Source organism: Fluviicoccus sp., from assembly GCF_030646115.1.
Lineage (GTDB): Bacteria > Pseudomonadota > Gammaproteobacteria > Pseudomonadales > Moraxellaceae > Fluviicoccus.
This window is the reverse complement of record NZ_JAUSMX010000027.1, coordinates 186,644-199,357: the sequence shown is the minus strand read 5'-3', so window position 1 is coordinate 199,357 and position 12,714 is coordinate 186,644. Positions and strand designations below refer to the sequence as shown.

11 protein-coding genes are annotated in these 12,714 nt (G+C 63.8%); 8 read left to right on the top strand and 3 right to left on the bottom strand.

Annotation, left to right across the window (positions count from 1 at the left end; translation table 11 throughout):
• Position 1 precedes the first annotated feature (1 nt).
• Positions 2 to 1,255 (bottom strand): putative solute-binding protein, encoded by a 1,254-nt coding sequence (locus Q7T36_RS16710; protein WP_304851366.1) that lies wholly within the window; start codon positions 1,253 to 1,255, stop codon positions 2 to 4.
• Positions 1,256 to 1,409: 154 nt separating this feature from the next.
• Between Q7T36_RS16710 and Q7T36_RS16705 the strand changes: the two genes are divergently transcribed.
• From Q7T36_RS16705 to Q7T36_RS16680, 6 genes are all read left to right on the top strand, one after another.
• Positions 1,410 to 2,351: a 1-acyl-sn-glycerol-3-phosphate acyltransferase gene (locus Q7T36_RS16705; RefSeq protein ID WP_304851363.1), complete on the top strand. Its 942-nt coding sequence runs from the start codon at positions 1,410 to 1,412 to the stop codon at positions 2,349 to 2,351.
• A gap of 11 nt (positions 2,352 to 2,362) precedes the next feature.
• Complete coding sequence (locus Q7T36_RS16700; protein ID WP_304851360.1) at positions 2,363 to 2,629, top strand: helix-hairpin-helix domain-containing protein; 267 nt, start codon at positions 2,363 to 2,365, stop codon at positions 2,627 to 2,629.
• A gap of 177 nt (positions 2,630 to 2,806) precedes the next feature.
• Positions 2,807 to 4,024 carry an ankyrin repeat domain-containing protein gene (locus Q7T36_RS16695; protein WP_304851357.1) on the top strand — a complete coding sequence of 406 codons (1,218 nt, stop codon included), beginning with the start codon at positions 2,807 to 2,809 and terminating at the stop codon, positions 4,022 to 4,024.
• Positions 4,025 to 4,278: 254 nt separating this feature from the next.
• Positions 4,279 to 4,554, top strand: coding sequence for a type II toxin-antitoxin system Phd/YefM family antitoxin (locus Q7T36_RS16690; RefSeq protein ID WP_304851354.1), 276 nt, complete (start codon positions 4,279 to 4,281; stop codon positions 4,552 to 4,554).
• A complete protein-coding gene (locus Q7T36_RS16685; RefSeq protein ID WP_304851351.1) occupies positions 4,554 to 4,889 on the top strand; it encodes a type II toxin-antitoxin system RelE/ParE family toxin in 336 nt (111 codons plus the stop codon). Before Q7T36_RS16690 ends, Q7T36_RS16685 begins: the two co-directional genes overlap by 1 nt.
• Before the next feature lie 198 nt (positions 4,890 to 5,087).
• Positions 5,088 to 5,486: a hypothetical protein gene (locus tag Q7T36_RS16680; protein WP_304851348.1), complete on the top strand. Its 399-nt coding sequence runs from the start codon at positions 5,088 to 5,090 to the stop codon at positions 5,484 to 5,486.
• 66 nt (positions 5,487 to 5,552) lie between these two features.
• On the opposite strand, the gene Q7T36_RS16675 is transcribed toward Q7T36_RS16680, so the two are convergent.
• The gene (locus Q7T36_RS16675; protein WP_304851344.1) at positions 5,553 to 10,997 is read right to left on the bottom strand and encodes an AMP-binding protein; all 5,445 of its coding nucleotides are present in this window, start codon (positions 10,995 to 10,997) and stop codon (positions 5,553 to 5,555) included.
• Between the two features lie 273 nt (positions 10,998 to 11,270).
• Here Q7T36_RS16675 and Q7T36_RS16670 point away from each other — a divergent pair, with 273 nt between their 5' ends.
• Positions 11,271 to 11,585, top strand: a complete 315-nt coding sequence (locus tag Q7T36_RS16670) for a hypothetical protein (RefSeq protein WP_304851341.1) — start codon at positions 11,271 to 11,273, stop codon at positions 11,583 to 11,585.
• A gap of 5 nt (positions 11,586 to 11,590) precedes the next feature.
• Positions 11,591 to 12,037: a hypothetical protein gene (locus Q7T36_RS16665; RefSeq protein ID WP_304851339.1), complete on the top strand. Its 447-nt coding sequence runs from the start codon at positions 11,591 to 11,593 to the stop codon at positions 12,035 to 12,037.
• A 53-nt stretch (positions 12,038 to 12,090) separates the two neighbouring features.
• On the opposite strand, the gene Q7T36_RS16660 is transcribed toward Q7T36_RS16665, so the two are convergent.
• The gene (locus Q7T36_RS16660; RefSeq protein WP_304851336.1) at positions 12,091 to 12,702 is read right to left on the bottom strand and encodes an NUDIX hydrolase; all 612 of its coding nucleotides are present in this window, start codon (positions 12,700 to 12,702) and stop codon (positions 12,091 to 12,093) included.
• Positions 12,703 to 12,714: the final 12 nt, after the last annotated feature.

Here is a 12,714-nt window from a genome sequence, read left to right as displayed (position 1 = left end):
CTCACTCATCATTCAGGCTGCACTCATAATTGGACGGCTCCAGCTTGCAACGGACATTCTTCAGCAGCTTCATCATCCGCGGGTCGTAAAAGCCGTCCTTGGTCACCGCCAGCCGGGCGCTGCGCAGCATGTTGATATAACCGGGCTTGTCGGACTCCGGAATGTCCATCCAGTACTTCACCGGAATGGCGCTCTCGGTTTCCAGGATGAACTGGTAGGCCGGCGCCAGCTGCATGGCGATGAATTCACGCATCAGCTGGCCGATGCCGTCAGGGAATTTGCCCCGGTGCATCATCATCATCCCGGTCACCTGCAGCAGCGGAAACTTGAAGATGGCCCCGCGCGCGTTGCCCTTGTCGTCGGTCATGCCCCGGTACAGCTCCAAAGGTTCGAAAGCCAGCGCGGGCATGGCCAGAATATCCACCTGACCGTTGTTGAACTTGCCGCCGACGCTGGTCAGGTCCACCGACACCGGCTGCGCACCGATCTTCTGCACCATGGAGGCCTGGGATTTGTCGAAATCCAGCACCGCCACCTTGCGGCCCGCCGCCTTGGCAAGGGTGTTGATGCGGCGGTCGTTGACCATGACATAGGCTGCTCCCAGCGGCACAATACCGACGATCTCGACATCCTGGTTGACCATGTAAGAGGCCATTTCCGGCCGGGACAGCAAGGTGATGGCCTCGGTCAGTTGCTGGTAGGACAAGATGGCGCCAATGGCATCCAGGCTGCCGATAAAGGGGTTGTACTGGCGGCCGCGCAGGCTGCTGATGGCCACGCCGTCGCATTGCTTGACCTTGAATTCCTCGGAGGCGATGCGCTCGTCGGTGAAGAGGTTGATCTTGACGTCGGTGGTGGCCTTGCGCTTCAGCTTGGCGGAAGCGATGTCGATGCGCAGGCTGGTGGGCGAGGTGAAGGCGACATTGAGGTCGATGCCGACTTCCTTGGCCATGTTGGTGTACTTGGGCAATTGGGACAGGCTGCCCATGGCGTATTCATAGGCGCGGCTGTTGGTGCCGCCGGGGGCGAACAGGCACAGGGTCACCTTGGCGGGAATGCGGTCCCAGGTGGAAGGCTTGTCCAGCAGGGCCTTGGTGCGGGCCAGCAGGCTGGAGCCGCTCTCGGGGGCGTTGATGACGGGCATGGACGCCGCCTTGGGCCGAGCTGCAGCGGGAGCGGCGGGTGTGGCGGCAAAAGCCATGCCGGCGGTGAGCAGCGCTATCCCGGCAAGGCCGAGTTGACGGGTCTGGTTCATGGTTTGCCCCCTGAGTATGAAGCGACATGCTGGCGCAGCGGCGGTTGCGGAGCAAGTGACAGATGTCATGGTGTTTGCCGGGATGTCAGGGCGGACTCTGCCCATAACGCATATACTCAAAGCAACGCTGTCACTCATGCCGTGAAGCCATACCATGCCCTTTTTCCACAAGCTTAGCTTCAACGACTTGGCCGCCGGCATCACGGTGGACTCCCCCGGCCGCTTTGCCCCGGCGCTGGTCACCCTCGCCAACCGCGTTGGCGGCCCCCTGCTGCGCCTGCTGCACCGCCCCAGCCTGCGCGGGCTGGAAAACCTGCCGACCGACGGCCCCTACCTGCTGGTCGCCAACCATTCCGGCGGCGTGGCGGCTGCCGAACTCAGCAGTTTCTTTACGCTGTGGCTTCAGGAATTCGGCGTCAACCGTCCGCTGGCGGGGTTCACCCTGCCGCTGACTTTCCATGTCTTCCCGTTTACCCAATTGCTGCGGGCGGGCGGCGCCATCCCTTCCACCTACGAGGCCGCGCGGCAGGCGCTGGCGGCCGGTGTGCCGATCCTGGTCTTTCCCGGTGGCGATCACGAGGTGTTGCGGCCGGTCTGGCAGGCCAACCGGGTGGACTTCGGCGGTCGTACCGGTTTCCTGCGCATTGCCGCCGAGGCGGGCATTCCCATTGTGCCGCTGGGAATTTACGGGTCGCACTACACCGCGCCCATCCTGTGGCGCTCCAAGTCGCTGTCGAAGCTGCTGGTGCTGCCCGGCCTGATCGGGCTGAAGCGCTGGGCGCTGACGGTGCTGGGGGTGGCGGGCGCTGGCATCATCCTGTTCTGGCCAGGCAAGCGGCCGCTGGGTCAACGCCTGCTGCTGACGTGGCTTTGGTTGTCGTCGCCGCTGGTGTTCCTGCCCTGGGTGCCGTGGACCATCCGCATGCAGATTGGTGAACCGCTGGCCATCCAGGATTTGCTGGGGGAGGATGATCGCAGCGAAGATGAACAGGTCCGGTTCCGGCGGGCGCTGGCGTCGGTGGAGGCGGCGGTGCAGGCGGAACTGGACCGGGCGAGGCTTTACCGGGAGGCGATACCATCAACCCTGCGAAAGTGATCCGCGAACAGGTGCGCAAACTGACCGACCTGCCCAATGTGGGTAAGGCCGTGGCAGGCGATCTTCAACGCCTGGGCATTACCGAGCCGGGGCAGTTGGCGGGCTGCTGCCCGCTGGCGCTGTATGACCGGCTGGCGGAGATTGACGGGGTGCATGCCGATCCGTGCATGCTGGATACGTTCATATCCATTACCCGGTTTATGGATGGAGAAGAGGCGCGGCCGTGGTGGTTTTATACGGCGGAGCGGAAGCGGTGGATGGACTCGCTGAAATGCTGAATATCCAGTCGTTGGGGCGCATCGCATGCGCCCTTGCGGACGAACAATATCTGTTTCCCGGAAAAATCCGCTCCGGCTTTGCCCCGATCTCCCCTATTGCCTGCCCCGCTTCCCGCGATGGAGAATACCCCCGACATCACCGAATAAAACCTGCCAACCTCCCCCTGGAGCATGCTCATGGACGCACCTTGCCTCACCCCCGTCAGGACCGCCTTTACGTCATTGTTGATGCTGTTCATTCTCAGCCTGGGCCTCAGTGCCCCGGCCGCCGCCAAGGTCCCGCCCAAACCCGACATTATCGCCGCCGCTGAAAAAGGCAAGCTGAAGAAAGTCCAGAAGCTGATAGAAAGCGGCGTTGACATCAATGACGACTGGAATGGCACCAATGCCATCAAGCTGGCCATCGAAAACGATCACCGCGAGGTCGTCGAGTACCTGGTAACCCACGGAGCAAATCCCGACCGCAGCGGCGGCGGCCGGGGAACGCCGGTGATCCTGGCCCTGATGCGCAAGGACATGGACCTGATGGTCTGGCTGCTGGAGCACGGCGCGAGCGCCAACGCACAGACTCAGGACCCGCGAACGACCAGTTATGTCTATGTTGACCCCACTGGCTATGCCGCCGAGGAAAACAACCTGGAAGCCTTGAAACTGCTGCTGGCGCATGGTGCCAGGGTGGACGGCAATGACAGCCGGGAGTTGCGCGCCGCGGCAGGCAACAACAACCTGGAGATGGTGCGCTTGCTGGTGGAGAAGGGTGCGAAGGTGAACGGCGCCAACGACTACGGCACAACGGCGCTGCATCAAGCCGCCAACCGGGGCAATGCCGAATTGATCCAGTACCTGATCCTGAAAGGCGCCAATCCCAACGCTCTGGAGAAATACGGCACCGCGCCGCTGCAGCAGCTGGTCAAGGAAAACCGGGCTGGCGGCTCTCCGGAGGTCCTCAAGCGCGGCGAGGAGAATTTACTGAATGCGGTGATGGTGCTGGTGGAGGCCGGGGCGGATGTCAACCACGAGGCTGAGCATGTCGGCCCGGCGTTGTACTTCCTGACCAACAGTGACAACACCGCGCTGGGCGCAAACTACCGGCTGGTGGGGGAATACCTGATCAGCAAGGGCGCGAGCCTGCAGGCCGCCGCCAGTTATGGCCGAAAGAACGCCCAATTCCTGGAAGAGACGACTAAAGCCATTGCCGCCCAGGAAGCCGCCGCGAAAGAGGCGGTCGCGGCGCGGAAACGCGAGGCCGAACAGGCGCGCAACAATGCTTCACAGGGGAACGTCAGCAGCGGTTCCTGCACCTGCACGCGGCGTTCCATGCGCTGGGTGATGGGTCGCGAGCAGTTGCGGGGCCACTACGAGTTTTATGATGAAAAGGTGAGCTGCGGCTGTTGATGCCGGTACTGACTGTTGGGGCGCATCGCATGCGCCCTCGCAGACGAACAGGCTATCATTCATGAAGACCGGAGTGTTCTGCCAAAGGGAGCCCACCGTGCGCCCCTACGAGACCGTTAAACGGTACGCTGCATACACAGCAAAACGGCAGCAGCGGATGCTGGCGTTGAAGCGGTAGATGTATCGGGATCAAGATTGCTCCGGCCCTGAGTTCGGACTATATTCAGTCTTTATTCAGTCCTGACGCAACCGCCATGTCCCACGCCAGCGATATCAAACCGGTCAGCTACCTCAAGGCCAATGCCGCCGAGGTGCTGCGTGACCTCTCCGAACAGCGCCGTCCGCTGATCATCACCCAGAACGGGGAAGCCCGGGCGGTGATGCAGGATATCGCCAGTTATGAAGAGACCCAGGAAACGCTGGCGCTGCTGAAAATCCTGGCCTTGGGCAGCCGGGAGATCGAGATGGGTGAAGTGACGCCGGTTGCAGATGTGGCCACGCGGCTGCGCGCCAAGCGGGTGCGTGACTGATGCCTGAAACCCCCTTTCAGGTACTGCTGACCAAGGGCGCCGAACAGGATCTGGAGGCGATTTATGACTATCTGGCGGCTTACGACAGCCCTGAAAAGGCGGATCAGGTTCTGGATCAGTTGTTGGCGGTGACAGACAGCATTGCGGCTTTTCCGGAACGCGGCACCTGGCCGCCGGAACTGGCGGCGCTGGGTATCCGGGAGTACCGTCAGGTGTACTTCAAGCCGTGGCGGGTGATTTACCGGGTGTCCGGGCAGCGGGTTTATGTGCTGCTGATGGCGGACGGGCGACGGGATATGCAGTCGTTGCTGATGCGACGGTTGTTGGGGGCTTAGGTTTCACCCCATAGTCCGCCCCGGCATGGATGTTGTCACACATCGACGGGTGTGATCAGTGTTCGTCAACAAATCCTGCTCCCGTCACGGTTTTCCCATTCTTCACCGCCAATTCACAACTCACACATCACCGCTTCACCCAGGCTTCCCGACAAAACTCCAAACTGACGCTGTCTCCTGATTGACCGGATTACCCTCATGAAACCGCCTTCCACCGACGTCCCGCACCCCTGCACCCGGCATCAGGCCGGTCTGGCATTAGGCAGCCTGTTTGTCCTGATCAATATCATGCTCTACGGGTTCAGCGCTTTGCTTGGGGAACATTGGAAAGTTGGCGTGATGATGGCTCTCATGTTTAGTTCCCCTTTGGCTTTGGCAAGTTTTGAGTTTAGTGGACATAGTTCAAGACTGATTGTTGCCTGCCTCTGTGTACTCATTAACTATTTTGGCTACGGGTACTTGCTGGGCATCATTTTCAGGCCAAGGCCATCATTTTCGAAGGCTTACGCTCTCTGGGTGCTAACCAGCTATGGCGGCCTGGTGGTTGTATGGATGGGGATTCTGTATATTCTGCTGATGAACTTCCTGGATTTCTGAGAGCGACGTGTGTGTTCTGCGAAAAGGGCGCACGCAGTGCGCCCCTACGTGACCCGTTGAATCCCCCTACTCCCCCGCCCACGCCTGAAACAACTCATCCCTCGACCGTAACCCCGCCCTCGGCAGCGCATGGTTCACCACATAATTCGCCCCGGCATGGCTGTTGTCCCACATCGCTTGGTGCGCCTGCGGCAGCTGCTCCCAGTCCACCAGCAACGGCGGACTGACATCCAGCCGCCCGGCGGCAATCAGGTCATTCATCTTCGTCACTTCAAAGGCATTGCACAGGTGCGTCCCGGCGATGGTGGCGGTGGGCATCAGGATGCGGCGCTGGCGCGTCCACACCTGAGGTGCGTAGAAGGTGTAGCGCCGCCCTTTCAGTTCCTCGCAATAGACCACCCGACCGGTGAACGGTTTCACCAGCGAGGTCGAAGCCGCCAGCGCGTCATGCCCGGCGCGTTCGATCACCAGATCGGGGTAACCGCGCGGGTTGTCGGTGGAGCGCAGCCAGCGACCGATGGCGGTGCCGAAGGGTTTCATGGTGCGTTCCTGGAAACGGCGCACGGCTTCCTTGAAGGCGGCGGTGTCGGTCTTGGCGTCCGGCATGGCGGGCAAGGACTCCGGCCATTCGAAATCGGCCCCTTCCTTGCGCTGGATTTCTTCCAGCGACACCACGCCCTTCACCGCATCGCCAAAGCCCAGCGACTGCACGAACTCACGCTGTGCGTCACGGGCGGTGGCGACCACCAGCCGTCCCCCGGCGGCGCGCACGGCTTCAATGGCTTCCAGACCCACCGGGTCCAACAGTTCGCTTGAACCGACGCCGTAATACAGCAGCACCGCCTCCCCCGCCTGCAAGCCGGCGCGGCGCAGCATCTCTTCCGGGGTAGACGCGCCGGGCTTGCCCGCGAAGCTGAAGGCGTAGCCGCTGGTGGCGCCGTAGAAGGCGAGCGTGCCGTGCTCGGCCAGCAGCTGGAAGCTGCGCGGGAAGGATTCCTGCCCGGCGTGCGAGACGGCGTAATCGGCGAGGCGGCCGCCGCTCTGGCGGCGGAATTCGGCGAGGATGGGTTCCCCGGCCTGCTCCCAGGCGGCGATGGCCTCCGGGGTGGACGGTACCGGCGTGTAGGCCTGCGCCCAGCGCGGGTCCTTGCGGTTGACGGCTCCGGCCGCGCCCTGCGTGGCGATGAAGTCGGCGCGTTCCGGGCTGGAGACGAGGCCGATGGTGGTGAGGCCATGGCGGGCGGCGGTCTTCATCGCCTCGAAGCCGGTGCCGGTGGCCGCGCCTTCCACGAACAGCGTGCGGCCGGGCTGGATGCGCAGCGTGGTGAACAACGCGCGGACGATGGTGCCGAGGTTGAGCACGTAGGAACCGGCGGCTTCCAGCGTCAGGTCGGGCGGCAGCGGGTGCAGTTGCGGGCCTTGCACGCGCAGGAACTGCTGGTGGCTGCCGGTGTCGGTTTCGTAACCCTGGATGGCGAATCCGGCGTACATCGGATCGCGCGCGGCCAGCGGCGACAGCAGTTCGCTTTCGCCGGAATAGATCGTCACCAGATCGCCGAGCTTGAGCCGGGCCTCGCGCCGCAGCTCGCTGCCCAGCGCGGCGACCAGCGCCACGCCACCGGAGCCGGTGACCTGATAGTCCAGATCGTGGTTGTCGAAGGGCGAGACCGGGATGCCGGTGAGCGCCCAGATGTCGTTGAAGTTGACTTCCGAGGCCAGCACGTAGACTAGCGCCTCGTTGGGGCCGGGCTGCGGCACCGGCGCGAGGATCTGGCGTTCGCTGTGGCGCGGCAGGCCGTGCGCGGGCGCGCCGGTGGCAGGGTCGCGCACCACGGCGTGGGCGTATTGCCACAGCGGCAAGGGCGTGAGGCCGGGCCAGAACGGGGAACCGACCGGCAGCAGTTGACCGTTGCGCAGCAGTTCGTCCTGTTGTTCCGGCGATGGCGCGGTGTCGCGGCGGGTGGGCAGTGGCGCGCTTTGCTTGTCGAGGAAGGCGCGGATACCGGCCTTGCCGCCCAAGGGGTCGATCACGGCTTCGGCAAAGAGGTGCGCCTCACGCGCCAGCCCGGCGGCGATGCCCTGTTCCCAGCCGGTGCGCAGGGCGTCGAGGATGCGGGCGGCGGTGGCCCCGCGACCGACGGCGTCGGCCTGGGCCAGCAGGCGGCGGACTTCGGCATCGACCAGCGCCTCTGCAAACGAGGCCTGCCCCGCCTGCTGCCAGTGCGGGCGGGCCGCTACGCGACGGGCAAAGGCCTGCGCCACCGGATTGTCACCGGCCGGATCGGCGACATAGGCCATCGCCATCCGCACCGCCACCTGCACCACGTCCTCGGCGTCCTGCGCCAAGCCGTGCAGCAGGCCGTCCGCCTGCATGGCGTCCGCTTCGTGGGTGCGGCCGCCGAGGATGATTTCCAGCGCCCGCACCAGCGGCGCGGCGTGCCCGGCCAGCTCCAGCAGGCGCGGCAGCCGTTGCGTGCCGCCGTAACCGGGCAGCAGGTTCAGCCGCACTTCCGGCTGGCCGAACACCGCCGCGCGGTCGGCCACCCGCACATGACAGGCCAGCGCGAATTCCATGCCGCCGCCCAACGCCACGCCGTTGATGGCGGCGATCACCGGCTTCGCCATCGCCTCGATCTTGCGGAAGGCGAGATGGGCGTTGTTCGGCAGCGGCAGCGCTTCGTCCAGCGTATGCACGTCTTCCAGCAACTGGCGGATGTCCGCCCCGGCGACAAAGGCGGCGGTGCCGGAACCGGTGAAGATCACCGCCTTGACGTCGTCACGACGCTCCACATGGTCGAGCACGATGTTCAGTTCATCCAGCGCCCGCTCGTTGAGAGCGTTGACAGGCGGATTGCTGATGGTGACCAGCGCCAGCCGCGCCACCGCGCCATCCGGCTGCACCGGCAGCGCATGGTAGTGAACGCGGAAATAGCGGAAATCCTCGAACAGCGTCTGCTCGGCGGCGACGCGCTGGCGCGCCTGCCAGTCGTCGATAGCGCGGCGCAGTTCGGCAATGGATTCGGGGTTGCGCAAGGTCGAGGTATCGCCGACGTCTTGCCCTTCCACCAGCGCCCGCACCATGCGCCGCATGTACTTGCCGCTGCGCGTCTCCGGGAACTGCGACACCTCGATGAAGTCTTCGGGAATGGCGACCTGCCCCTTCTCCTGCCGCACCATCTCGATCAGGCGGCGACGGTCTTCCGCCGACAGCTTCGCCCCCGGCACCGGCTTGATGAAGGCCAGCGGCGTCAGCCCCTTGTGCGGATGGGGCGCACCGACGACGATGACATTGCCCACCGGCGAATCCGGCCGCACCTGCTTGTCGCGCAGGATCGCGCCCTCGATTTCCTCGGTGCCCAGGCGGTGGCCGGAGACGTTGATGACATCGTCCGAGCGGCCGTGCAGCGAGAAACCGCCGTCGGCATGACGGATGGCGAAGTCGCCCTGGGTGTAGGCCAGTGTGCCCTGCCAGCGCTGCCAGTAGGTCTTTTCATAGCGCCCGAAATCGCCGCGCCAGTCGCGCGCCACCACCCGCCCTTCCACCCTGAAATTGGCTTCGTCGCCCCAGATGGTGCGGCACAGGTAGGGGTACGGCGCGGCAATCACGATTTCGCCCTTCTCCCCGTCCTCCGCCGACCGTGCAACGACACTGCCCTTCCCGTCCGGCTCGCTGTCGGCCACCCAGACATCGCCCATCACCCAGGGCAGCGGATAGGTATGGGCATCGGCGCGCAGCGGGAAATCGGGGTTGCCGTAGAGGTGCGTCCAGACGATGCCGCCGTGCTCGGTGGCCCAGTAGGAGTTGATGTACCAGGGCGTCACCAGCTCCATGCCGAACTGCTGCACCACCGGCGAGGTCGGTTCGGCGCAGAAGGTGGCGACGCGCAGCGAGTCCAGCGCATAGGCGCGCACGTCCTGCACGTTCTGCGGGTCGGTCATCACGGTTTTGAGGAAGGTGACCCCGGCCTTGAAGATGGTGACCTTCAGCCGCTCGATGATGCTGGCGAAACGGCCGGAACCGGGGAACACAGGCGCGCCCTCGGCGACGACGGTGGTGACGCGGCTGGCGAGCGCGCCGGAGATCATGTAGCTCTGGCCGGTGATCCAGCCCGGATCGGCCACCACGTAGATGACATCGCCCGGCTGCGCGTCGAAGGCGATGCGGAAGGTGTGGGCGACGCCGCTGACGTAGCCGCCGTGCACATGCACCACGCCCTTGGGCTTGCCGGTGGAGCCGGAGGTGTAAATGAAGAACAGCGGGAATTCGCTGTCCAGCGGTTCCGGGGGGACGGAGGCCCAGATGGCGGCGACCAGCTGCCGGTCGTCCAGCCACAGCAGCGCGGCTTCGTCCGCGACGTCGAAGCCCTGCGCCCGCGCGGCAGCGAGCAGGGTTTGCAGCGCCTCGCCGGTCAGCTCGTCGCTCCAGCGGTCGCGCTCCGGCCGCCACACCAGATCGGGCTGGGCGGCATGGCGGGCGACGATGACGGTATCCACCCGCGCCGGGGTGTTGACCAGCGCCGAGGCGATGGCGGTGCGGATGCGGCTGGCCTCCACCGACGTCAGTCCGGGCAAGGCTTCCAGCGCTTGGCCGACGCCGCGCATCACGTCCGAGCGTTCCAGCGTGATTTCCGCCGCCACCGCCTGTTGCGCGCCGTCGAGGATGGCGTCGCGCTGGGCGGGGGTCAGCGCCAGCGGTTGCAGCGCGGCGGCGACAGCGGCCAGCGCGACTTCGGCGGGCACGTAGTTGTCCAGCGCGGGGTCGGTATAGGCTTCCTTGTAGGCGACGATCTGGGCGTTGCGGTAGCCGCCGTCGGCGGTGATGACGATGCGCGCGCCGGCATTGTGGATGCGGTCGGAGAGGGTCTTGTCGCTGAAGCCGCCGAACACCGGGGTGTAGACGACGCCGATGCGTTTGCAGGCTTCGGTCCAGTAGATCTGTTCCGGGATGTTGGGCATGTTGATGGCGATCCGGTCTCCGGCCTGGAGGCCGAGGCGGCGCAGGGCCAGGGCGCATTTGGCGGTTTCCAGCAGCAGCTGGCGGCGGCTGACCGGGTAGGAGACGACGGGGCCGCCGCGTCCGTTGTCCAGCGATTGGTCCCAGCGGTCGCCTTCAAACCAGAGGGCGGCTTCGTGGCCGTGTCCGGCGAGGACGTGGCGGTCGACTTCGTTGAAGCAGGCGTTGGTGAGGCCGCCGCTGAACCAGCGGTAGAACGGGGCGTCGGTGGTGTCGAGGGCGGTGTGCCAGGGGGTGAAGTCGGGCGGCAGTTGGGGGTGGACGGGTTCGCCGGTGCGGGCGTGGTAGCCCTGCCAGTGGTGGGTGTCGGGGTTGACGGTGAGCCAGCAGGCTTCCTGACCTTCTTGTTCGATGTACCAGTGCAGTTGACGGCGGGCGATGGCGCCGTGGTAGTGGCCGGGGTCGGTTTGGCAGGCCTGTCGGGCGGTTTCCCAGGCGGCGCGGGTGGTGAGGGGGTTGTTGCGGGCGGGGCGCGGGGGGATGGCGGGGAGAGACATGCGGACTCCGGGGTTCCCCTTTGGGTGTGGGGGATGGTGTTGTTTTTTGCGGTTTCCGGGGCGACTTGGCGGCGGAGGGAAACCGGGATTAATTTGCGTTACTACATTGTAATGTTTATTTGGGGCGATCGGAAGTTGATTGGGTCCGGTTGCCGAGGAATGATTTATAGCATGCGGGGGGATAGGTGTCGTTTGCCGCCGTGCCAAGGCTTGAGTTGCTTTCGGTTCGCGAAGATACTGGGGTAGCCCTAACTGCACGGATGCCCAACCGAAATGAATGATATTCCCTCAGTACTTGCGACGTATTTCGCCGATGGCAAGCCCTTGGTTTGCGAACTGGATGTGAGTCCATTTATCTGTGAGTTCTGGGAACAGGATGAGCTACTGCAGTTCAATCAGGAGTATGAAGTTCCGGTACTGGCACCCGGCTACTTTGGCTTCGGAACAAGCGGGGGTGGCGAGATGTTTGCGATTGCGCTTGATGGTGCGGTGGTGTGTCTCCCCTTTATTGGAATGGAGCCAAAAGTGGCAATGGAGCTGGCTTCGTCATGGGAGGCATTTGAACTCATGCTGCGAGGAGCAATTTAAAAGCCATGGAAATCGAAGCTGCCAAAAAATACGTTGGGGTTTTGCTCGACTACCAGTTTGACCTGCTTCATACCCAGCAGTGGGGCCTCAATCATGCTGAATTTTTGTTTATCAAGGCGACCGAATTTATTCTGGAGCATCCGCCATTAAAGTCATGGATTTTAGGACTGATTGAAATCACGTTAAAGGAACATTTCGGAACTAGCCTGCCTGGTGGCTCGAGGCCGAAGGACTATGTACCTGAGGATTACATCTGGTATCTGATCCACGCCACACGCTGGAACGAATTCTACAATATCGCCGAATCGCTCAAGGGCACACCTGTAGACCTTTGGACCTCAAACCTGATAACCACATCGTCCTCAACCATTCTGGCGGCTTTGGATGATGATTGGGAAGATCAGGAATTTTATGAGTCATTTCAGAGGGGTGGGTTCAAGCAGACCGTCTGAATCCGGGTGGGAGGAAACAGGGTCAGGGGAAACGGGCAGACTTGATTATTCGATCAATCGAGCGCCCGAATGATCGGCACATCATTCACATGATGAGCAACCTTGGCCAACGCCGCCATCGGCACCAGCAACACCGCCTGACTCTCCCACCCCATATCCGCCGGATTCCCGCCCAACCGCTCCCCCGTGTAGTACCGCGTATATGTCGTTGACCGCACCACATCCAGCAAATGCCCGGTCAGGCGCACCCGCAACCCGCACTCCTCAAACACCTCCACCAGCGCCGCCGCCTTCGCCGAACGCCCATCCAGCCGCCCCTTGGGAAACGTCGCCTCATACCCGCCAAACGCGTTACTGGGTGCCACCACCCACACCCGTCCGTCCGGCTCCCGCACCACCACACCAGCCGCCCGCTGCAAACCACCGGGAGCCACGAATTCCGGCTCCGCCAACGGCATGGCGGCGGCCAAGGCCTCCCACTCCGTCGTGGTCGCCGGAGCCTGCCAGGACAGGATCGGAGTCCCGTTGACCGACTCCGGCATGGCCCCGTCCGGAATCACACAGGCAACCGCCCCCGGGTCCTGCCATGTGGCCAGATCACTGGGCGTGGACGGCTTGTTCAACGTGACCGGCTTGCCCTGGTCATTTTTCCGTGGATGGTACATGGCGTTAATCCC